The 21,736-nt window shown below is 56.3% G+C and carries 22 protein-coding genes; 15 read left to right on the forward strand and 7 right to left on the reverse strand.

What is annotated here, in order from left to right; translation table 11 throughout:
• Window positions 1-134: 134 nt before the first annotated feature.
• The 6 genes from PU683_RS02595 (at window position 135) to argD (ending at window position 5,093) form a co-directional block, all read left to right on the forward strand.
• Window positions 135-1,433: a cytosine deaminase gene (locus PU683_RS02595; RefSeq protein WP_277169970.1), complete on the forward strand. Its 1,299-nt coding sequence runs from the start codon at window positions 135-137 to the stop codon at window positions 1,431-1,433.
• A gap of 155 nt (window positions 1,434-1,588) precedes the next feature.
• Entirely contained in the window at window positions 1,589-2,161 is a 573-nt protein-coding gene (gene ppiA / locus PU683_RS02600) for a peptidylprolyl isomerase A (RefSeq protein ID WP_023482023.1), read from the forward strand.
• Window positions 2,162-2,285: 124 nt separating this feature from the next.
• A complete protein-coding gene (locus tag PU683_RS02605) occupies window positions 2,286-2,456 on the forward strand; it encodes a YhfG family protein (protein WP_023482040.1) in 171 nt (56 codons plus the stop codon).
• Entirely contained in the window at window positions 2,446-3,048 is a 603-nt protein-coding gene (locus PU683_RS02610; RefSeq protein ID WP_277169971.1) for a putative adenosine monophosphate-protein transferase Fic, read from the forward strand. Before PU683_RS02605 ends, PU683_RS02610 begins: the two co-directional genes overlap by 11 nt.
• A 173-nt stretch (window positions 3,049-3,221) precedes the next feature.
• The gene (gene pabA, locus PU683_RS02615; RefSeq protein ID WP_277169972.1) at window positions 3,222-3,785 is read left to right on the forward strand and encodes an aminodeoxychorismate synthase component 2; all 564 of its coding nucleotides are present in this window, start codon (window positions 3,222-3,224) and stop codon (window positions 3,783-3,785) included.
• 87 nt (window positions 3,786-3,872) lie between these two features.
• Window positions 3,873-5,093 carry a bifunctional acetylornithine/succinyldiaminopimelate transaminase gene (argD, locus tag PU683_RS02620; protein WP_277169973.1) on the forward strand — a complete coding sequence of 407 codons (1,221 nt, stop codon included), beginning with the start codon at window positions 3,873-3,875 and terminating at the stop codon, window positions 5,091-5,093.
• On the opposite strand, the gene PU683_RS02625 is transcribed toward argD, so the two are convergent.
• Together PU683_RS02625 and crp are read right to left on the reverse strand one after the other, a co-directional pair.
• On the reverse strand, window positions 5,083-7,161 hold the full coding sequence (locus PU683_RS02625) for a YccS/YhfK family putative transporter (protein WP_277169974.1): 2,079 nt from the start codon (window positions 7,159-7,161) through the stop codon (window positions 5,083-5,085). The two genes, argD and PU683_RS02625, sit on opposite strands and share 11 nt — an antisense overlap.
• Window positions 7,162-7,209: 48 nt before the next feature.
• Entirely contained in the window at window positions 7,210-7,842 is a 633-nt protein-coding gene (gene crp / locus PU683_RS02630) for a cAMP-activated global transcriptional regulator CRP (protein ID WP_000242758.1), read from the reverse strand.
• Between the two features lie 309 nt (window positions 7,843-8,151).
• On the opposite strand from crp, the gene PU683_RS02635 reads away from it, so the two are divergent.
• Entirely contained in the window at window positions 8,152-8,556 is a 405-nt protein-coding gene (locus PU683_RS02635) for an OsmC family protein (RefSeq protein ID WP_277169975.1), read from the forward strand.
• A 30-nt stretch (window positions 8,557-8,586) separates the two neighbouring features.
• On the opposite strand, the gene PU683_RS02640 is transcribed toward PU683_RS02635, so the two are convergent.
• The 3 genes from PU683_RS02640 to PU683_RS02650 are packed head-to-tail and all read right to left on the reverse strand — an operon-like array spanning window position 8,587 to window position 10,745.
• Window positions 8,587-9,456, reverse strand: a complete 870-nt coding sequence (locus tag PU683_RS02640; RefSeq protein WP_277169976.1) for a phosphoribulokinase — start codon at window positions 9,454-9,456, stop codon at window positions 8,587-8,589.
• Between the two features lie 54 nt (window positions 9,457-9,510).
• Complete coding sequence (locus tag PU683_RS02645; protein ID WP_277169977.1) at window positions 9,511-9,729, reverse strand: YheU family protein; 219 nt, start codon at window positions 9,727-9,729, stop codon at window positions 9,511-9,513.
• Window positions 9,726-10,745, reverse strand: a complete 1,020-nt coding sequence (locus tag PU683_RS02650; RefSeq protein ID WP_277169978.1) for a hydrolase — start codon at window positions 10,743-10,745, stop codon at window positions 9,726-9,728. The genes PU683_RS02645 and PU683_RS02650 overlap by 4 nt, the downstream gene beginning before the upstream one ends.
• 173 nt (window positions 10,746-10,918) lie before the next feature.
• On the opposite strand from PU683_RS02650, the gene PU683_RS02655 reads away from it, so the two are divergent.
• Together PU683_RS02655 and PU683_RS02660 are read left to right on the forward strand one after the other, a co-directional pair.
• Window positions 10,919-12,031, forward strand: a complete 1,113-nt coding sequence (locus PU683_RS02655) for a toxic anion resistance protein (RefSeq protein ID WP_277169979.1) — start codon at window positions 10,919-10,921, stop codon at window positions 12,029-12,031.
• Between the two features lie 14 nt (window positions 12,032-12,045).
• Window positions 12,046-13,011: a 5-bromo-4-chloroindolyl phosphate hydrolysis family protein gene (locus tag PU683_RS02660; protein ID WP_277169980.1), complete on the forward strand. Its 966-nt coding sequence runs from the start codon at window positions 12,046-12,048 to the stop codon at window positions 13,009-13,011.
• 34 nt (window positions 13,012-13,045) lie between these two features.
• On the opposite strand, the gene PU683_RS02665 is transcribed toward PU683_RS02660, so the two are convergent.
• Window positions 13,046-13,768: an NUDIX hydrolase gene (locus PU683_RS02665; protein ID WP_277169981.1), complete on the reverse strand. Its 723-nt coding sequence runs from the start codon at window positions 13,766-13,768 to the stop codon at window positions 13,046-13,048.
• Between the two features lie 196 nt (window positions 13,769-13,964).
• On the opposite strand from PU683_RS02665, the gene prs reads away from it, so the two are divergent.
• Both prs and PU683_RS02675 read left to right on the forward strand, forming a co-directional pair.
• Window positions 13,965-14,825, forward strand: coding sequence for a ribose-phosphate diphosphokinase (prs, locus tag PU683_RS02670; RefSeq protein WP_277170478.1), 861 nt, complete (start codon window positions 13,965-13,967; stop codon window positions 14,823-14,825).
• Between the two features lie 12 nt (window positions 14,826-14,837).
• Window positions 14,838-16,328: a nicotinate phosphoribosyltransferase gene (locus tag PU683_RS02675; protein ID WP_277169982.1), complete on the forward strand. Its 1,491-nt coding sequence runs from the start codon at window positions 14,838-14,840 to the stop codon at window positions 16,326-16,328.
• Window positions 16,329-16,385: 57 nt separating this feature from the next.
• Here the strand turns inward: PU683_RS02675 and PU683_RS02680 are convergent, their stop codons facing one another.
• Complete coding sequence (locus PU683_RS02680; RefSeq protein WP_277169983.1) at window positions 16,386-18,290, reverse strand: ABC transporter ATP-binding protein; 1,905 nt, start codon at window positions 18,288-18,290, stop codon at window positions 16,386-16,388.
• A gap of 179 nt (window positions 18,291-18,469) precedes the next feature.
• On the opposite strand from PU683_RS02680, the gene kefG reads away from it, so the two are divergent.
• The 4 genes from kefG to slyD all read left to right on the forward strand — a co-directional run bounded on the left by kefG (window position 18,470) and on the right by slyD (window position 21,725).
• Entirely contained in the window at window positions 18,470-19,021 is a 552-nt protein-coding gene (kefG, locus tag PU683_RS02685; RefSeq protein WP_277169984.1) for a glutathione-regulated potassium-efflux system ancillary protein KefG, read from the forward strand.
• Window positions 19,021-20,826 (forward strand): glutathione-regulated potassium-efflux system protein KefB, encoded by a 1,806-nt coding sequence (gene kefB / locus PU683_RS02690; RefSeq protein WP_277169985.1) that lies wholly within the window; start codon window positions 19,021-19,023, stop codon window positions 20,824-20,826. The genes kefG and kefB overlap by 1 nt, the downstream gene beginning before the upstream one ends.
• A 10-nt stretch (window positions 20,827-20,836) precedes the next feature.
• Window positions 20,837-21,037: a YheV family putative zinc ribbon protein gene (locus tag PU683_RS02695; RefSeq protein WP_023482007.1), complete on the forward strand. Its 201-nt coding sequence runs from the start codon at window positions 20,837-20,839 to the stop codon at window positions 21,035-21,037.
• Window positions 21,038-21,131: 94 nt separating this feature from the next.
• The gene (slyD, locus tag PU683_RS02700) at window positions 21,132-21,725 is read left to right on the forward strand and encodes a peptidylprolyl isomerase (RefSeq protein WP_023482004.1); all 594 of its coding nucleotides are present in this window, start codon (window positions 21,132-21,134) and stop codon (window positions 21,723-21,725) included.
• Window positions 21,726-21,736 lie beyond the last annotated feature (11 nt).

The raw sequence follows: 21,736 nt of genomic DNA on the forward strand, positions 1-21,736 counted from the left end.
CTGATTTTTCATCATTTTTATAAGTGGCAGATATCATTCGTATTTATGTGTTGAGGAATTTCTATACTGAAAGAGACGTTTTTTAAAACGAGGTTAGCCACAAAATATCTTAGGGAGATAGAGGAGGTAATGCGATGTCAGCAACACCACTATGGTTAGTCCAGAATGTGCACTTGCCCGATCGCGAAGGAGTCTGGCAAATCGCCATTGAGAATGGGCGATTTGGAGAAATTACACCGATGGGCGAGACCCACAGTGAGGCACTTGACGTGCTTGATGCCGACGGTGGTTTAGCGCTGCCGCCGTTCGTCGAACCGCATATTCATCTGGACACGACGCAGACGGCTGGCGATCCCCGCTGGAACGAGTCCGGTACGCTGTTCGAAGGGATTGAGTGCTGGGCCGAACGAAAAGCGCAGCTCTGCCACCAGGATGTGAAACAGCGCGCCTGGCAGACGCTGAAATGGCAAATGGCCAACGGCGTCCAACATGTGCGCACGCACGTTGATGTTTCCGATCCGCTGTTAACGGCGCTGAAAGCGATGCTGGAGGTGAAAGAGGAGGTCGCGCCGTGGATTGATCTACAAATTGTTGCCTTTCCGCAGGAGGGGATTCTCTCCTACCCGAATGGCGCAGCGCTGTTAGAAAAAGCGCTTCAGTTGGGTGCTGATGTGGTCGGTGCCATTCCGCATTTTGAGTACACGCGTGAATACGGCATTGAGTCACTGAATATCGCTTTCGACCTGGCGCGTGAGTATGAGCGTCCGCTGGATATCCACTGTGATGAGATTGATGATGAGCAGTCGCGCTTTGTCGAGACCGTCGCCGCGCTGGCACTTGAAATGGAGATGGGCTCGCGCGTTACCGCCAGCCATACCACCGCCATGCACTCCTACAATGGCGCTTATACATCCCGCCTTTTCCGCCTGCTGCAACGTTCCGGCATCAATTTCGTGGCCAACCCGCTGGTTAACATTCACCTGCAGGGACGGTTTGATGACTACCCGAAACGGCGGGGCGTTACGCGGGTGAAAGAGTTGCTGGCGGCAGGGATGAATGTCTGCTTCGGCCACGATGATGTGTTTGATCCCTGGTATCCGCTCGGCACCGGCAATATGTTGCAGGTACTGCATATGGGGCTGCATGTTTGTCAGCTGATGGGCTATTCACAGATTGAACAGGGGCTGCACCTGATTACGCATAACAGCGCCAAAACGATGGGCCTGAAAGAGTACGGCATTGCGCCAGGAGTGCCTGCCAATATGATTATTCTGCCTGTTGAAAACGGCTTTGAGGCGGTGCGCCGCCAGGCACCGGTGCGCTGGTCTATTCGTCACGGACGCATCATTGCCAGCACGCAACCGGCGCAAAGTTGGGTGCGGTTAGAGCAGGGGTGCGAAGAGGTACATTTTAACCGGATGCCGCAAGCGTAGCGGTGTGCCAGGCCGTTAAGACGCACGAATTTGGCGGTCTGGCGTTACATCTGTTACCAAATACGTAAAATTAAGTAAAAGGCTGGCCTGCTGGCTGACTGCTCTTTAGAATCAAGCCACTCGCTTTCGTTACTGCACTTCGTTAAGGAAACCTTATGGTTAAATCGACTCTGGCGGCTATGGCGGCTCTGCTCGCCCTTTCTGCTCTCTCCCCTGCTGCGCTGGCCGCAAAAGGCGACCCGCATGTTCTGCTCACCACCTCCGCCGGTAATATCGAACTGGAGCTGAACAATCAGAAAGCCCCTGTGTCGGTGAAAAACTTCCTTGATTACGTGAATAACGGTTTTTATAACAACACCACTTTTCACCGGGTAATTCCTGGTTTTATGGTCCAGGGCGGCGGCTTTAACGAGCAGATGCAGCAGAAGCAGCCTAACCCGCCAATTAAGAACGAAGCGGATAACGGCCTGCGTAATACGCGCGGCACTATTGCCATGGCGCGTACGGCGGATAAAGACAGCGCCACCAGCCAGTTCTTCATCAACGTTGCCGATAATGCCTTCCTTGACCATGGCCAGCGTGACTTTGGCTATGCGGTATTTGGCAAAGTGGTCAAAGGCATGGACGTAGCGGATAAGATCTCTCAGGTGCCGACGCACGATGTTGGCCCGTATCAGAATGTCCCGTCAAAACCAGTTGTTATCCTCTCCGCGAAAGTGCTGCCATAAGTTTCCCCACACGGGCTTTGCGGCCCGTGTTTTACCGCTTCCCTGCGTAACGCGAAATTACTGCTTATAATTTTTTGGGCATGTACATCATTTGGGTATGTATATCGCTTAACTGGGAGGCGCTATGCCGAAAAAACTCACCGACAGGCAAAAATCCCGACTCTGGGAGCAGCAGCGCAACATCAATTTTCAGGCCAGCCGCCGGCTGGAGGGCGTTGATAGCGAGCTTGTTACGCTGAATGCGGAAGAGGCCACTTTACGTCTTGAAGAGCTGCGGAGGCAAAATGAGCGATAAATTCGGCGACGGGCGCGACCCGTATCTTTTCCCCGGCCTGAAAGTGATGCGCAATCGCCTGGGCATCCGCAATGCGCAGGGGCTTGAGAAGGAGGCGTATCACTTTACCGCCCTGCGTGCCGCAACGCTGGAACTGGGGCCGATTGCCCGTGGCCTGCCGCATCTGTGCGCCATTCATCGCCATCTTTATCAGGATGTGTTCGACTGGGCCGGGCAGATCCGCGAAGTCGATATCTACGAGGGCGATACCCGCTTTTGCCACTTCGAGTATATCGAGAAAGAGGGTAATGCCCTGATGCAGCAGCTCGAAGATGAGGAGTGGCTCGTTGGGCTTGAAAAAGAGGCGTTTATCGCTCGCCTGGCGCATTATTACTGCGAAATTAACGTCCTGCATCCGTTCCGCGTGGGTAACGGCATTGCGCAGCGCATCTTCTTCGAGCAACTGGCGCTGCACGCGGGCTTCTCACTCGACTGGCGCAATATCGATCCCGACGACTGGCGCAACGCCAACCAGGCGGGCGCGATGGGCGATCTCGAACCGCTGACCGCAATCTTTAGTAAGGTAGTGAGCGAGGCGCGTGAGGGCGAGTAAACCTTTTTGTCGGATGGCGCTAACGCTTATCCGCTGCAAAACGTTGTACGCCGGATAAGCGATAGCGCCATCCGGCGTATTTCACTCAGGTAACCCGTTTTTTATCTTTGCGAAGTGCCGTATAGTTTTGCGCAAATTGCATCAAACGCGGCACATCCATTGGTTGAATACACATGATCCTGCTTATCGACAACTACGACTCCTTCACCTGGAACCTCTACCAGTACTTTTGCGAGCTGGGCGCGCATGTGGAGGTAAGGCGTAATGATGAGCTGACGTTAGCGGACATTGCGACATTGGCGCCGCAGAAAATCGTTATTTCACCGGGTCCCTGCACCCCGGACGAGTCGGGGCTGTCACTGGCGGTGATTGCGCACTACGCGGGCAAGCTGCCGATCCTCGGGGTCTGCCTCGGTCATCAGGCGATTGCGCAGGCGTTTGGTGCCACCATTGTGCGCGCTGCGAAAGTGATGCACGGCAAAACCTCTCCCATTACGCATTCCGGCAACGGTGTGTTTAGCGGGTTAAAGAATCCGTTAACCGTTACGCGTTATCACTCTTTGGTCATCGACCCGCCCACCTTACCTGGCTGCTTCGAGGTTACGGCCTGGAGTGAAAGCGACGAGATTATGGGTATTCGTCATAAAGAGTGGGATCTGGAAGGGGTGCAGTTCCACCCTGAAAGTATTCTGAGCGAGCAGGGGCATCAGTTGCTGGAAAACTTCCTTTCGCGGTGATTTGTGGTTGCCATCTAGTGATTTTTTATGCATATTTCGTGATTATATTTTCACTATGAATGCAACATAACACGGGATGGGCAACCTATGGCAACTCAGCAAGACGCGGTGACACGTGCAAACTTCGATGACGTTATTCTGCCAATTTACGCACCGGCCGAGTTTATCCCGGTAAAGGGAAAGGGCAGCCGCGTCTGGGATCAGCAGGGTAAAGAGTACGTTGATTTTGCCGGCGGTATTGCGGTAACTGCCTTAGGTCACTGCCATCCGGCTCTGGTAGAGACGCTGAAAGCACAGGGCGAGACGCTCTGGCACCTGAGCAATGTCTTTACCAACGAGCCCGCTCTGCGTCTGGCGCGCAAGCTGGTGGATGCCACCTTTGCCGAGCGCGTCGTGTTTATGAACTCCGGCACTGAAGCTAACGAAACCGCCTTCAAGCTGGCGCGCTTTTATGCAACAACGCGCCATAGCCCGTACAAAACCAAGATCATCGCTTTTCACCAGGCTTTTCACGGGCGCTCTCTCTTTACCGTGGCTGTCGGCGGTCAGCCGAAATACTCCGATGGCTTTGGCCCGAAACCGGCCGATATCGTGCATGTTCCTTTTAACGATCTTCACGCGGTTAAAGCGGTGATGGACGATCACACCTGCGCCGTGGTGGTAGAGCCGATTCAGGGTGAGGGCGGCGTTACTGCCGCCACGCCTGAGTTCCTCAAAGGCCTGCGTGAATTGTGCGATGCGCACAACGCGCTGCTGGTGTTTGATGAGGTGCAGTGTGGCATGGGGCGCAGCGGTGAACTTTTCGCTTACATGCACTATGGCGTGACGCCGGACATCCTGACCAGCGCCAAAGCCCTCGGTGGCGGTTTCCCGGTCAGCGCCATGTTGACGACCCACGAAATCGCCAGCGTCTTCCACGCCGGCTCTCACGGCTCCACTTACGGCGGCAATCCGCTGGCCTGCGCGGTGGCCGGTACCGCGTTCGATATCATCAATACCCCTGAAGTGCTGAAGGGCGTCACGGCTAAACGTCAGCGCTTTGTTCAGCATCTGCAGCAGATTGATGAGCAGTACGATCTCTTCAGCGATATTCGCGGGATGGGATTGTTGGTGGGTGCCGAGCTGAAGCCGCAATACAAAGGCCGTGCGCGTGACTTCCTGCACGCGGCTGCCGCCGCGGGCGTGATGGTGCTGAATGCCGGTCCGGATGTGATGCGTTTTGCGCCGTCGCTGATTATCGAGGATCAGGATATCGACGAAGGGATGCAGCGCTTTGCGCAGGCCGTTGCGCGCGTGGTTAACGCGTAAGGCGTCGGCGTAGCCAGATGCCGTGATGCGGGCGCTGACGCCATGCCACTGATGAGATGGTGTGCATGGTGCTCAGATGCCCGATAATACGCTGCAGATGGTGCTCCAGTGTGCTCATTGGACCATGGGTCAGCGTCTCCGGCCCTTCCATAATATTCACATCTCCGGACTCTCCCGGTCTGTCATACTCCAGCCGCTGCTGACAGCGTTGCAGCGCAATTTCACATGACTCGAGATAACGCTGCGCCAGATCCGGTGTCAGCATGGTGTGCTCTCGCGCAAGCGTCGTCATAGCGTTGATATGTTCGACAATAAACTGGCTGTGGGTGACCCACAGTTTCATATCGCTCAGATAGCGGCTGTTAAAGCCGGGCTCCTGCATCGCCTGGTTGAGAGAGTTGAAAAGGGCGTTGTGCGCCTGGTTTACCTGCATACGCTGCCATGCCAGCGGCGTTGCTTCAGGGTTGTTGCTGAGGATCAGGCGAATCGCATCCTGGTAGGCCTCCAGCGCATCATGCGCATTCTGGCGCAGCAGGCCGCTCTGCCACTGCGGCCATAGCCACACCATTCCGCCAAATGCAATCAGGCAGCCAATCAGCGTATCGACAAGACGAGCGATAATAAACTGGTCGCCGTTCAGCGTCAGGATTTGCAAGGTATAGACCGCCGTAATCGTGAAACCGACCGTCGCCCAGCCGTAGCTTTTGCGGATAATCAAATAGCTACTCAGGGTGATCAGCAGCATCGCCGCCAGGGTAAACCCGAGCGGCACATGAAAGTGCAGCGTCATACCCGCCACCACCAGCCCGGCCAGTGTGCCGGCGGCACGGTTAACAATCCGTACCCGCGTCGCGCCATAACCGTTCTGCGTCACCACCATCACCGTCATCATGATCCAGTAGGGCTTAGGCAGATTTAATGCGCTGCCCATCAGGCTGGCGATGCTGAGCATCACGCTGATGCGCGCGGCATTGCGCAGGGCGGTCGATTTCAGCGACAGATAGCTTTTCAGCGCCGGGATCAGCGGCAGCCGCTCCTGCTTGTCTTCCATCAGATCGCGAATATAGAGCGGGCGCTGGGTGCGCAGCACGCGGGCGATGCGGCTAAAGTGCCAGGCACAGAACTGCCCGACCGGATTATCAGGGTGCTGACGGGCAATTTTTTCCAGCGCGCCGACCTGCTTCTCCATGGTGAAGCGGGTAGGGTAGCGATGGTAGAGGATGTCATCTGCCAGCACGCGCAGACGAGCCGCAACGGTTTGCGCATTCCAGCGAATCACCTGCTCAGCGTGGGTCTGTTCGACCAGCTTCTGCACCTTTTCCGGCTGATGCAGGCTGACAGAGATATGCTCCTGCAGATCCAGCCCGACCTGAAAGACGCGCAGCAGGCGCTTGTAATCATTGTTCTGATTGGCCGCCAGCATATGCAGCTGCTGGTAACACTGGCTGATCAGATCCACCGCTTTCTGTTGGCGGTCAAGCAGCGGCGGCAACGCGGTTTCCGGATCGGCGTGCTGGGTTAACAGGCTATATTTCGCTTCGCAATAGTCTGCCAGCTGACGGTAGAGCAAGCTGAGGGATTCGCGCAGCGGTTGTTCGCGCCATAGCCAGAACCAGAACCAGTTAAACAGCCCGTACCACAAGGTGCCGAGGGTGTAGATAAGCAGTGGCTCCCACACCGGCATATTCCCGGCGAGGCTGAGGGTAAAGATGGCGGCGATCAGCGATGCCGGCAGCAGGCGGCCATGCAGCGCACTGATGTCGCCCGTCACTCCGAGGAGCAGCGTCAGCCCCGTCATGATCACCGGCAACGGCAGATTTTCCGCCAGCAGAAGCTGCACTGCCAGGCTACAGCCAGCAAAAAGCGAGCCGCCGATAATCAGCCGTTTAAAGAAGCGTTTATGGGGAGTATCAAGGCCAGCGATATTACAGCAGGCGGGAACCAGCGAGAAGAGAAGCCCCTGTTGCAGATGGCCGAGCAGCAGCCCAACCGCCACAGGCAGGCACAACACCAGCGTTTGTCGCAGTGCGTAGTTGATCTCGGGGTGATAAATCAGCCTGCGCCACATGGGAAAACAAAAACGGCGCACCGCATGAGCGATGCGCCATTTCGCAGATTAACGCGTACCGTAGACGACGATAGTTTTACCGTGGGCGGAGATCAGGTTTTGATCTTCGAGCATTTTCAGAATGCGGCCAACCGTTTCACGGGAGCAGCCGACGATCTGACCGATTTCCTGACGGGTAATTTTGATTTGCATACCGTCCGGGTGGGTCATGGCGTCCGGCTGTTTCGCCAGGTTCAGCAGAGTCTGTGCAATACGGCCTGTCACGTCGAGGAACGCCAGGTTACCGACTTTCTCCGAGGTCACCTGCAGGCGACGCGCCATCTGCGAGGAGAGGCGCATCAGAATATCCGGATTCACCTGGATAAGCTGACGGAATTTTTTGTAGGAGATCTCCGCCACTTCACAGGCGGTCTTGGCGCGAACCCAGGCGCTGCGCTCCTGACCCTCTTCAAACAGGCCCAGTTCACCAATAAAATCGCCCTGGTTAAGGTAAGAGAGGATCATCTCTTTACCCTCTTCATCCTTGATGAGCACTGCCACTGAGCCTTTAACGATGTAATACAGCGTTTCCGCTTTTTCACCCTGATGAATCAGCGTGCTCTTCGACGGGTACTTATGAATGTGGCAATGAGACAAGAACCATTCGAGAGTCGGGTCTGTTTGCGGTTTGCCAAGCACCATGCGCGATTATCCTCTGTTATAAGCTGGCTCCAGAAACGGCGTGAATCATTCAGCTTCTGGGGTTGCAATCAAAGCTTCCCAAATCCCGGGAAGTGGACCGTCAGCGACATCTGCGGTCTCTAATGTATGATATCCCTTGCGTACATTCGTAACGTCAATGTTTCTCTGTAGCATGTAGACTGTTTTAGCATAGCTTTTGGCGCCTGTCTCCTGGTGTCTCGCTTCAGCATGACGCAGGTCGCCTTCCGTTGCGCGTTTTGTTATGTACGCGTAATCTGTGAAAAAATTTGCCATACCGGAGTGATGAAGATGCAGGCACGAGTGAAATGGGTTGAAGGGTTAACGTTCCTTGGTGAGTCCGCTTCCGGCCACCAGATTTTGATGGATGGTAACTCCGGGGACAAGGCTCCCAGCCCGATGGAGATGGTCCTGATGGCCGCCGGTGGTTGCAGCGCGATTGATGTGGTGTCGATCCTGCAAAAAGGGCGTCATGACGTGACCGACTGTGAAGTGAAGCTGACTTCCGAGCGCCGTGAAGAAGCACCGCGCTACTTTACTCATATCAACCTGCACTTCATCGTCACCGGTAAGGCACTGAAAGATGCTGCCGTCTCGCGCGCGGTCGATCTCTCGGCGGAAAAGTACTGCTCCGTGGCGCTGATGCTGGAAAAAGCGGTCAAGATTACCCACTCCTTTGAGGTGACCGAAGCCTGATGAGCACGCCCGGCGGCGTTGCCCGCCGGGCTATTGAATCTTCTTGCCTTCCATCAGCCGTTGCACCAGCGGCGTCATAATCAGTTCCATCGCCAGCCCCATTTTTCCGCCCGGCACCACCAGCGTATCCATATGCGAGATAAACGAGCCCTGCAACATCGCCAGCAGCCACGGATAATCGATCCCCTCCAGATTGCGGAAATGAATCACCACAAAGCTCTCATCCAGAGAAGGGATGCCTTTGGCGGCGAAGGGGTTGGAGGTATCGACGGTGGGAACGCGCTGGAAATTGAGATGCGTGCGGGAGAACTGCGGCGTGATGTAGTTGATGTAATCCTCCATCGAGCGCACCACTGAATCCATCACCGCTTCACGGGAGTGGCCGCGCTCGCTGGTGTCGCGGATCATCTTCTGGATCCACTCAAGGTTAACAATCGGCACCACACCCACCAGCAGATCGACATGGCGCGCCACGTCATGCTGCGGCGTCACCACACCGCCGTGCAGCCCTTCATAGAACAGCACATCGGTCGGCTCCGGCAGCGGCTGCCACGGGGTAAAGGTTCCCGGCACCTGATTCCACGGCACGGCTTCATCGTAGGTATGGAGATATTTCCGCGCCTGGCCCTGGCCGCTCTGGCCATACTCACTGAAGGTCTGCTCCAGCAGGCCGAAATCGTTCGCTTCCGGGCCAAAATAGCTGATGTGCCGCCCAAGATCGCGGGCTTTGCGGATCGCCATGTCCATTTCCGGACGGGTATAACGATGGAAGCTGTCACCTTCCACCTCCGCCGCATGCATATTGAGTTGGGCGAAAATCTTACGGAAGGCGAGGCTGGTGGTGGTGGTTCCCGCGCCGCTGGAGCCAGTGACGGCAATGACCGGATGTTTGGCGGACATAGCAACTCCCTGAAGAAAAGCTGTTGTTCAGTATTAAAGCCGCCCGGCATCCGGTTAGTCGTGGAACTGCCCGCGCGGCATTATATTCACCGTTTCGTGCAGTTCTGACCATACCAGAACGGCCTCGCCGCGCTGCAATTGCCGTTTTACGTCGGCGACCTTTTGCTCAAGTGAACGCTCATGTTCACCATAATCGGTGCCTTCGCGCAAGACAAAGCTCTCAATCAGATTGTCGAGCGTGTCGGCGTCGAGTTCTTGCCACGGAATAATCATGATGCTCCCAGATAAGCGGATAACCACTCCGGAATGCGCCTTTCAAGCCACATCTCCGGGCGACGAAGCGTGCCGCCGACAAAGCCGACGTGCCCGCCATGTTCCGTCAATTGATACTCAATATTAGCGGGTAATTGCGCAAGATCGGGGATTACGTGATGATCCATAAACGGATCATCCTTGGCGTGAATGATAAGCGTCGGTTTACGAATCTGCGGCAGCAGCGGCATGGCGCTACAGCGGCGATAGTAATCAAGCGCATCGTCGAAGCCGTGGATTTTCGAGGTAATCACATCATCAAAATCGCGGATGCGCCGCATTTTACGCAGCACTTCCATGGTCGTTGGCAGCGAACCGGGATAGGCGCGCAGTTTCCGCGCAGCATTGGCCTTCAGTAGGTTGAGCAAATAACGCTGATAAACGCGTGAGAAGCCCTTATCCATATGATAACTGCAGGCCTCCAGCACCAGCGGCGCGGAAACAATTACCGCCGCATCGACGGGAAGATCGTCATCCGCTTTCGCCAGCAGGCAGCCGAGCATATTTCCACCCAGCGAGTATCCCACCGCCGCGGTCGGCGCCTCGCCAAGCTCCTGACGCAGCCAGGTGAGAAACCAGGTGCCATCTTCGGTTTCGCCGGAGTGATAGATGCGGTTCAGGCGATTCGGGATCCCGCTACAGCCGCGAAAATGCATCACTACGCCCAGCCAGCCGCGCTGTTTCGCCGCATTGATTAGGCCATGCGCATAGGGGCTGTGCAGGCTCCCTTCCAGACCATGAAATACCACCAGCCGCGGTTTGTGCCGTGCCTGGTTTGGCTCTTCGCTCCACGCGAGATCGACGAAATCCCCGTCCGGCAGCTCAAGGCGCTGCCACCAGGGTTCAAACGCGACGCGACGGCGAATAAGACGCGGTAGCATGGTTTGAAGATGTGGGTTGCTCGCGCCACGCATCGGCTGGAAGGTGGAAGCAACGCGTTGATCTGCATCGAGAAGTGCAGGTGTAATTTCTGCCATTTCATCAAAATAGGTAGGTAAATAGGCGGTTATTATACTTGCTAATAATTGGCCTGTTTAATACTTTGCTGCTGTTGTACCGTATTGACCGACCGGGGCAGCGGTAAAAAGAGGTATCACAACCCGCGCTGACACTGCGCCTGCCTGCGATTTCATCCTCAAGGACACCTAATATGACTGACATTACCTCCTCTGGCCTGGCAGCAGCGCAGCCATTAAATGATTTGCCGGAGACGGATAATTTGACCCCCGAGCAGCAGACGCAAATTCAGACGATGGTGAAAGAGATCGATATTTACGATCCGGCCTACTCGCTCGGTTTCGGTGCGAAAACCATGCAAACGATGTCGCAATTCTCTGACTCATTGATGCAGCAAGTGCGGGCAAAAGATGCGGGCATTATCGGTTCGCAACTTACCGATCTGCTGCAAAAAATTAAGCAGGTCGATATCAGTGCCTTTGAGCAAAAGCCGGGTTTTCTGGCCTCGCTGCCGCTTGTGGGATCACTCTTCAATCGCATTGAGCGCACCATGCTGGAGTACAAAACGCTTTCAGCTCAGGTGGAAGACATTACTGATAAGTTGAATAACGCGATGGTCGACCTGCTGCGTAATATCTCGACGCTACAAATCCTGTTTGAGCGCAACCGCGATGTTTTCCAGCAAATTACCCTGCATGTTATCGCCGGTAAGCAACGTCTTGAGCAGGTAAAACAGGAAGAGCTGCCCGCTCTGCAAGCACAGGCGGCGTCCGATCCGATGATTGCCCAGCGCGTGCGCGACCTGCTCGACGGTATTGCGCGTTTTGAGCGTCGTCTGCATGACTTGATGCTGTCACGCACCATCGCCATGCAGAGCGCGCCGCAAATCCGTCTGATGCAGAGCAACAGCCAGTCGCTGGCGGAAAAGATCCAGAGCAGCATTCTCTCCACCATTCCGGTGTGGAAAAACCAGATTGCCCTCTCGCTCTCTTTGCAGACGCAGCGCCAGGCCGCGAAGCTGCAAAAAGATGTTGCCGATACCACAAACGATTTGCTGCGCCGCAACGCTGAGATGCTGCAGACCGGTACGATTGAGACCGCCCGCGAAGTCGAGCGCTCGGTTGTGGATATCGAGACGCTGCGCGATGTGCAGTCACGCCTGCTTAACACGATTGAAGAGTCCGTGAAGATCGCAGCCGATGCGCGCCAGCGCCGTCAGGAAGTGGAAAAAGAGCTCGGCACGATGGAAACCGATCTGCGCACGCGTCTGGCCGCTATCGCCAGCGGTAATCAGGCTAAGGCCTGAGTCAGGAAAAGAGAATGGGCAATAAAATTACCTACATGCTGGATAAAATCTACAGCAACCGCGTAAACCGGGTCACTATACAGATCGTCCTCTGCTTGCTGGGATTCCTTTATGGCAGCCAGAAGGCGAAAGAGGTGCTCGATCCATCTGATGTTCCTGTGCTTATGCAGATCCTGGCATGGTTCAGTTTTGTCTTGCTGGCCCGCACGCTCTTTTATGACCGCATTGCGCTGGGAATAGGCGCCTTCGCGGGCTTTGTCTGGCTGATGTTTTATGATGCAGCGACGATGCCATTTGCCGCGGCCACGGTCGCGATGTTGGTGCACGCTTACCGAAGCCGGTACTCGCTGGGGCGCATTCATGTCTGGTATCTGTTTGTGTGGTTATTTGCGGCAGTGGGGTATGCCCACGTCAATGAAGCCTTTTCACCGATATTAGGCTGCTTGTTCTGGGTTATCCTGATCGGCGGCATAGTGTTTCGTAAAATAGACCGCAAGCGCCAGGCGCGCGAAGCACGCGAACTTGAGCTGCACATTGCGCACATGGAAAAGCTTAAGCAGGTCAAGTCGCAACCTGTTGAGGAGCCGTCATCGCTCGAGCAGCAACTCTATCGGCTGGTAAACAAGTACACCTTACCCGATACGCTGGTTGTTCACCTGACAGGCATTGTCACGCTGGCAGAAAAGATCCTGCAGTGCATGAAGTCCGATCCCAGAGATGTGGGACCAGGGAGACGTTTCCTTGAGCGCTATTTGCCGCTCCTGGAAAATATTGCGGCCAGGGGGCAGATACTTTCCGAACAACTGAGTGACGAGGCGCAACGGCAAAAGGCGATAACAGAGCTGGCAGCAGTGCTTGAACGCGTTGAGCGCGCGTTTGAACAGCAGCATCAAGCCCTGCTGGAGAATGACTCGCTTGATTTAGATGCGGAGTTACTGACCCTGGACAACATGCTGAAAGCGGATGGCTTCGGTAAATAACACACTCTGCACCCGTTGCTCCGCGGGTGCTGTTTTAGCTGTCTGCCAGCAGGTTGCGTGAAAAGAGGTGGATATCGGCATCCGCTTTACGTCGCCATAAGCGCGCTTTTCGCGCCCCGGTGGCCACGCTCTCCCCGGTCTCTTCAAACATGCCGGAGGCTTCAAAACGGCGGATCAGGCTTTTACGCTGGATCGGCTGGCCGAGAATGATCTCCGTCGCTTCCTGCAGTTGGCTCTGGGTAAAGGTCTCAGGCAAACAGTAAACGGGCAGGAGCGAGTACATCGTTTTTTGCCGCAGGCGGCGCAGCGCGGCGCGGATAATCTCGCCGTGATCGAAGGCTAGCTCAAGCTCATCAAGAGTGGCAACCGGCACCCATCTGGCATCGCTGACGCTTGCGATATGCGGCGCGCAGGCAACCCACGAAATAAGCGCATACCAGGCGACGGTCAAACTCCAGCCGCGCGGATCGCGCTCTGGCCCGGAGAAGGTATCCAACTGCTCCAGCCACGAAGGCGAGACGCCGGTTTTTTCCGTCAGCTTGCGCAGCGCCGTGGCGCGGGTAGAGCTATCCTGCGCCATATCAATAAAGCCGCCGGGCAATCCCCAGCGCCCTTGTTGCGGCTGGCTGGCGCGCTCAACCAACAGCACGCAGAGTGTCTGCTGATGCAGGCTAAACAGCACGCTATCGACCGTCACCAGCGGCGAGGGGAACCGGCTCGGATCGTAGGAATCGAGATATTCTGCTTCGCTGATCATCACTGACTCACCTTATTTCACACGCAGCAAGTTTATCAGCCTACCCAGGGGCGGCAAGCGAACTTTTATTTTATCTATTTTCAGCGACTTATATATTCAGTATAAAAATAATCCAGATGGGGGCTTGCTTAATAGTGTCTTATGGACAATATTAAATGTGTCCAAGGGACATTAACTAATGCAGGTGAGGTGTATGATGGCGAGCAGAATCGAACTCTTTATCGATAATCAGAACGTTGAAATCGAACACGGCGTGTTCCCCGATGGCGCGGTCTGGCTGAAAGTGACGGGCGAACTGCCCACTTTCGCCCAGCTGATGCGTATCCGGGTCGCCGCCATGCGCGATATGAATGACTTTATGCTGCTGGCGCAGCTGGTAGACGCAGTACGCCACGTTACTGATGTTGCGGTTAGCCATCTGCAACTCGCCTGGCTGCCGTGGGCACGCCAGGATCGCCATATGGTGGCGGGCGACAGCTTTGCGCTGAAGGTCTTCGCCAACCAGCTCAACACCCTGAACTTCGACAAAGTCTTTATTCTCGATCCCCACAGCGATGCCGCCGCAGCCGCGATTAACAACTGCGTCGCCATTCCCCAGGAAACCTGCCTGCTGCAGAGCGAGACGCTGCGCCGCGCCATTGCGCAGGGCGAACTGATGCTGGTGGCGCCGGACGCGGGCGCGCTGAAGAAGATCCACAACGTGGCGAAAGCCACCGGCGCAGAAAATTACGCCATCCTGACCAAAGAGCGTGATGTTGCCAGCGGCAATCTGACCGGCTTTGCGCTGGTAGCAGGCGAAGTAGCGGGGAAAGATCTGCTAATCGTTGACGATCTCTGCGATGCGGGTGGCACCTTCATCGGCTCGGCGCAGGTGCTGCGTGAAGCGGGCGCGCGCAGCGTCAGCTTATATGTTACGCACGGCATCTTCTCTAAAGGCGTCGACAACCTGCTCAATAACGGCATTGACGCTATCTATACCACCACCTCGTTTACTTCGCCGACGCTGGCTTCGCCGCGCGTTGAACTGATCGACATCGCCACGTTATTTCGCGCTTAAGGGGACCTCACCATGAAACTGAATCCGATTCTGGCCATCGACGGCTATAAAGTGTCACACCGCGTACAGTATCCGCAGGGCACGACAAAGGTTTACTCCAACTTCACGCCGCGCAGCGACCGCTTTTTCCAGTCGCCAGTGGCTGATGGCAAGCTGGTCTTCTTTGGCCTGCAGGGTTTCCTGAAGTGGTTTATGGTCGATCTCTTTAACGATGCCTTCTTTGCCCGCCCGGAAGAGGAGGTGGTGAATGAGTACAAAGAGGTAATGGACAGCTATCTGGGCAAAGATAGCGTGGCAGTCGATCATATCCGCGACCTGCACCGTTTAGGCTACCTGCCGCTGCACATCAAATCGCTGGATGAGGGGAGCAAAGTGCCGATGAAGGTGCCGGTACTGACCATCACCAACACCCGCGAGGAGTTCTTCTGGCTGGTGAACTACCTGGAAACGGTGCTCTCTGCCGAGTTGTGGAAAGCCTCGACCAACGCCACCATCGCGCACCACTACCGCAAAATTTGTGAACAGTGGGCGGCGATAACCTGTAGCGACCTCTCGCACCTGGATTTTCAGTGCCATGACTTCTCGTTCCGCGGCATGGCGGGTCTGCACGATACCGCCCAGGCGGGCGCTGGCCACCTGCTGAGCTTTAAAGGCACCGACAGCATTCCTTCACTGCTCTATGCCCGCGATTTCTACACCGGCGGAGAGGAGTACTTTATCGGCGCAAGCATTCCGGCAACCGAGCACAGCGTGATGTGCATGGGCGAACATGAGCATGAAATTGAGACTTTCCGCCGCCTGATTGCCGATATCTATCCGCAGGGCTTTGTCTCCATCGTCTCTGATACCTGGGATTACTGGCGCGTGATCACGGAATATACCCGCGAGCTGAAATCACTGATTCTGGGACGTGAAGGTCGCGTTGTCTTCCGCCCGGACAGCGGCGATCCGGTGGAGATCCTTTGCGGCACCGGTGCGGATGATGACACGCGCGCCGAGCGCAGCCCGGAAGAGAAAGGGTCGGTTGAAGTGCTGTGGGAGATTTTCGGCGGCACCATTAACGAGAAGGGCTACAAGGTGCTGGATCCGCATGTCGGCCTGATTTATGGCGACTCGATTACGCTGGCGCGCGCGAATCAAATCCTCTCACGGCTGGAAGCCAAGGGCTTCGCCAGCTCCAATGTGGTATTTGGTGTCGGCTCTTTTACCTACCAGTACAACACCCGTGACACCTTCGGCTTTGCGATGAAGGCGACCTGGGGCGCAGTGAAAGGTGAAGGGCGGATGATCTTTAAAGAGCCGAAAACTGACAGCGGCCTGAAGCGTTCGGCGCGCGGGCTGTTACGGGTTGAGCGCGATGAGCAGGGCGAACTGCAACTGCATGATGAGCAAACCTGGGAGCAGGAGCAGGGCGGGGAGCTGAAAACCCGTTTCCTCGATGGCAAGCTTTATGACACCGAGCACTTTGAGACGATACGCCAGCGCCTGGCTAACCAGCGTTAAATTTTGACTGGCGGTACGGCTGTACCGCCATCATTCTTATCCCATCGCAGCGGGGTGTTACTCTGCCTGCAGCATCGCCTCCAGCTGCTCCTGCGCTTCGAGCCACGCCATTTCACACTCTTCAAGGCCCGCTTTTGCCGTCGCCTGCTGTTGCAGACAGGTGGTCAGCTCCGCTTTACGGCTCTGATCGTACAACCCGCTGTCACCAAGCTTCTCCTCCGCGTCGGCCAGTTGCGCATTGAGCTTCTCCATCTCTTTTTCCAGACGAGCGATCTCTTTACGCAGCGGCTGCGTTTGCGTGCGCAGCTCCGCTTCACGACGCTTTTGATCTTTACGCGCCTGGGCGCTGTTGCCATTCTCTTTTGCCGCTTCTGTCGGCTGGCTCTCCTGCTTTTGCACGTCGCTCAGCCACTGCTGGTAATCATCCAGATCGCCATCGAATGGCTCCACTTTGCCATCGTGTACCAGGTAGAGATCGTCCGTAGTCGAGCGTAACAGGTGACGGTCGTGCGACACCACCACCAGCGCGCCTTCAAACTCAATCAGCGCGTCAGTGAGCGCCTGGCGCATATCGAGATCGAGGTGGTTCGTCGGTTCGTCAAGCAGCAACAGGTTCGGGCGCTGCCAGACGATCAGCGCCAGCACCAGCCGCGCTTTTTCGCCGCCGGAGAAGCGCTCTGTCGCTTCGGTGACCTTATCACCCTGGAAGCCGAAGCCGCCGAGATAATCACGCAGCTTCTGCTCCAGCTCCTGCGGTGCCAGGCGCGCCAGGTGTTGCAATGGTGATTCGTCGGCGCGTAAAAACTCCAGCTGATGCTGGGCGAAGTAACCCAGTTTGATCCCTTTCGCCAGGCCGATTTCACCGCTCTGCGCCGCCAGTTCGCCCGCCAGCAGTTTTATCAGCGTCGATTTACCGGCGCCGTTACGCCCCAGCAGACCGATGCGCGAGCCGGGTACCAGGTTGAGCTTGATGGCGTTCAGAATGGTGCGATCGCCATAGCCGGCACTCACCTTCTCCATCTTCAGGATCGGGTTTGGCAGGCTTTCCGGCGCGCGGAAGCTGAAGTGGAACGGGTTATCAACGTGCGCAGGGGCAATCAGCTCCATGCGCTCCAGCATCTTGATACGGCTTTGCGCCTGCTTCGCCTTACTCGCCTTGGCTTTGAAGCGATCGATAAAGCTTTGCAGATGGGCAACGCGCTGTTGCTGGCCTTCATAGGTAGCCTGCTGTTGCGCAAGGCGCGTGGCGCGCTGGCGCTCAAACGAGCTGTAGTTGCCGGTGTATTCAAACAGGGATTGCTGCTCAATGTGCAGGATCTTATCGACTACCGGGTCGAGAAAATCGCGGTCGTGCGAGATAAGAATCAGCGTGCCCGGATAGTTCTTCAGCCACTTCTCCAGCCAGATAACAGCATCAAGATCGAGGTGGTTGGTCGGTTCATCAAGCAGCAGTAAATCGGAGCGGCAAATCAGCGCCTGCGCGAGGTTTAAGCGCATGCGCCAGCCGCCGGAGAAGGCGCTCACCGGGCGGTCGAGCTGCTCGTTAGAGAAGCCTAAACCGTGCAGCAGGCTGGCGGCCCGGGAGCGCACCGTCCAGGCATCGATAGCATCAAGCTTGCCGTGAACCGTGGCGATGGCATTGCCGTCGTTGCGCTCGTTGGCGGCATTAAGCGCCGCTTCCAGCTGGCGATATTCGCGATCGCCGTCTATCACATAATCTATCGCCGCTTCGTCGAGCGCGGGTGTTTCCTGGTTGACCCACGCCAGCTGCCAGGTGCCGGGGAAAGTGGCACTGCCACCATCAGCGCTTATCTCGTTTTTCAACAGCGCGAGCAGGGTCGATTTGCCGCAGCCGTTTTTACCCACCAGGCCCACTTTTTGGCCCGGATTGATGGTGGCTGTGGCGTTGTCCAACAGGACACGCACGCCGCGACGAATTTGTAGCGAGGAGAAAACAATCATAAGACGCCGTATGTTCAGACTATGTTAATTTGTCTTTATGGTAATGTAAGGCCACGGCGAAATGCCGCACCGGGGCCGCAATGTTAGCCCAAAATGAAGACGATAGACAAAAGCATTCTGGCCGCGCCACCGGGCGCTGGTTTGCAGAGACGAGAGAATTTAGACCCGGGAGGGGAGTGATGTCGCAGACAGCAAAAGTGTTGCTGATCTATGCCCATCCGGAATCACAGGACTCGGTGGCGAACCGGGTTTTGCTTAAGCCGGCCACGCAACTGGAGAACGTAACGGTGCACGATCTTTACGCCCGTTACCCCGATTTTTTTATTGATATTCCCTATGAACAGGCGCTATTGCGCGAGCATGACGTTATCGTTTTTCAACATCCCCTTTATACCTACAGTTGTCCGGCACTGCTGAAAGAGTGGCTCGATCGTGTATTGAGCCGCGGCTTTGCCAGCGGTACAGGCGGGAATGAACTGGCGGGAAAGTACTGGCGTAGCGTGATCACCACCGGTGAGCCGGAGGCGGCTTATCGTCATGATGGTCTCAACCGCTACTCCCTCAACGATGTTTTACGCCCCTTTGAGTTGACCGCTGCGATGTGCCGCATGCACTGGCTCAGCCCAATTATCATCTACTGGGCACGCCGGCAGTCGCCGCAGGAGCTGGCGCATCACGCCAAAGCCTACGGCGACTGGCTGGCTGCGCCACTGCCGCCGGGAGGCCGTTAATGGAAGGTTCCGCACTCTTACTGGCCGGCGTCCTGTTCCTCTTCGCGGCCGTGGTCGCCGTGCCGCTGGCCGCGCGTTTAGGTATTGGCGCCGTGCTGGGCTATCTGCTGGCGGGTATCGCCATCGGCCCATGGGGACTCGGGTTTATCAGTGATGTTGACGAGATCCTCCACTTCTCTGAGCTGGGCGTGGTGTTCCTGATGTTCATTATTGGGCTCGAACTTAACCCGTCGAAATTGTGGGAGCTGCGTCGCTCGATTTTTGGTGTCGGTGCGGCGCAGGTGCTGTTAAGTGCGGCGATCCTCGCAGGTCTGCTTATGCTGACGCAATTCTCCTGGCAGGCGGCGTTAATTGGCGGTATTGGTCTTGCGATGTCATCGACCGCGATGGCGCTGCAACTGATGCGCGACAAAGGGATGAACCGCAGCGAGTCTGGCCAGCTCGGCTTTTCGGTGCTGCTCTTCCAGGATTTGGCGGTGATCCCGGCGCTGGCGCTGGTGCCGCTGCTGGCAGGCAACGGCGACGATCATCTTGACTGGATGAAGGTGGGCATGAAGGTGCTGGCCTTTGCCGGGATGCTAATTGGTGGGCGTTACCTGCTGCGCCCGGTGTTTCGTTTTATCGCCGCTTCCGGCGTGCGCGAGGTTTTTACCGCCGCGACGCTGCTGCTGGTACTGGGGTCGGCGCTGTTTATGGATGCCCTCGGCCTGTCGATGGCGCTGGGCACCTTTATTGCTGGCATTCTGCTGGCAGAGAGCGAATACCGCCACGAGCTTGAGATTGCCATTGAGCCGTTTAAAGGGCTGCTGCTGGGGCTGTTCTTTATATCTGTCGGCATGGCGCTAAACCTCGGCGTGCTCTATACCCATCTATTGTGGGTGGTGGTGAGCGTTGCTGTGCTGGTCGCCGTAAAATCACTGGTGCTCTACGGGCTGGCGCGCATTTACGGTCTGCGTAGCTCAGAGCGGATGCAGTTTGCCGGTGTGCTGAGCCAGGGCGGTGAGTTCGCGTTTGTGCTCTTTTCTACTGCTTCATCGCAACGGTTGTTCAAAGACGATCAGATGGCGCTGCTGCTGGTGACGGTTACGCTGTCGATGATGACCACGCCGCTGCTGATGCGCGCCATTGATAAGCTGCTCTCCCGGCGTTTCAACAAGCCGGAAGATGAAGATGAAGCGCCGTGGGTCGATGATGATAAGCCGCAGGTAATTATTGTCGGCTTTGGCCGCTTTGGGCAGGTGATTGGCCGCCTGTTGATGGCCAACGAGATGCGTATCACCGTGCTGGAGCGTGATATCAGTGCCGTGAACCTGATGCGTAAATATGGCTACAAAGTCTATTACGGTGATGCAACGCAGCTGGAGTTATTGCGTTCAGCAGGCGCGGAGGCCGCACAATCGATCGTCATTACCTGTAACGATCCGGTCGATACCATGAAGCTGGTGGAGCTTTGCCAGCAGCATTTTCCCCATCTGGCGATTCTGGCACGAGCGCGGGGACGTGTTGAAGCGCATGAGCTGTTGCAGGCGGGCGTAACGCAGTTTTCGCGCGAAACCTTCTCCAGTGCGCTGGAGTTGGGGCGCAAAGCGCTGATTTCATTGGGTATGCATCCGCATCAGGCTCAACGGGCGCAGTTGCACTTCAGGCGGCTTGATATGCGCATGCTGCGCGAGCTGATGCCGGTGCATACCGATACGGTACAAATTTCCCGCGTACGTGAAGCGCGCCGCGAGCTGGAGGAGATTTTCCAGCGTGAGATGCAGCAAGAGCGGCGTCAGCTCGACGGCTGGGATGAGTTTGAATAAGGGGAGTCGAATGGCTGTTCGTAAACGTTTTATTGCCGGTGCGACCTGTCCGTCATGCCAGGCGAAAGACTCAATGGCGATGTGGCGCGAAAATAACGTCGATATTGTTGAGTGTGTTAAGTGCGGGCATCAGATGCGCGAAGCAGATAAAGAAGCGCGCGATCATGTTCGCAAAGATGAGCAAGTTATCGGGATTTTTCATCCGGACTAGCGATATCAGGCAGGATTTTTTAAGCTTAAGGGTACACGGGTGCAGAATTCCGTTACAATCTGCGCCAGTAATTTTCCCACGCTCAGGAGATATCATGAAAGTAGCAAAAGACCTGGTGGTCAGCCTGGCCTATCAGGTACGTACAGAAGACGGTGTATTGGTTGATGAGTCTCCGGTGAGTGCACCGCTGGACTACCTGCACGGTCACGGCTCCCTGATCTCCGGTCTGGAAAACGCGCTGGACGGTCATGAAGTCGGCGACAAATTCGATGTGGCTGTTGGCGCGAACGACGCTTACGGCCAGTATGACGAGAACCTGGTGCAGCGCGTACCGAAAGACGTCTTTATGGGCGTTGACGAACTGCAGGTTGGCATGCGCTTCCTGGCTGAAACTGACCAGGGTCCGGTGCCGGTTGAGATCACCGAAGTGGAAGATGACCACGTAGTGGTTGATGGCAACCACATGCTGGCGGGTCAGAACCTGAAGTTCAACGTCGAAGTTGTCGCGATTCGCGAAGCAACCGAAGAAGAGCTGGCGCACGGCCACGTTCATGGCCCGCACGGTCACGATCATGACCACGACCACGGTCACGATGGCTGCTGCGGCGGTCACGGCCACGATCACGACCATGGTCACGACCACGGTGGTAAAGGTGGTTGCGGTAATGGCGGTTGCGGCTGCCACTAATCTTTCGCGGC

Source organism: Candidatus Kosakonia sp. 282A-S69 (genome assembly GCF_029433855.1).
GTDB classification, from domain to species: Bacteria; Pseudomonadota; Gammaproteobacteria; order Enterobacterales; family Enterobacteriaceae; genus Kosakonia; species Kosakonia cowanii_A.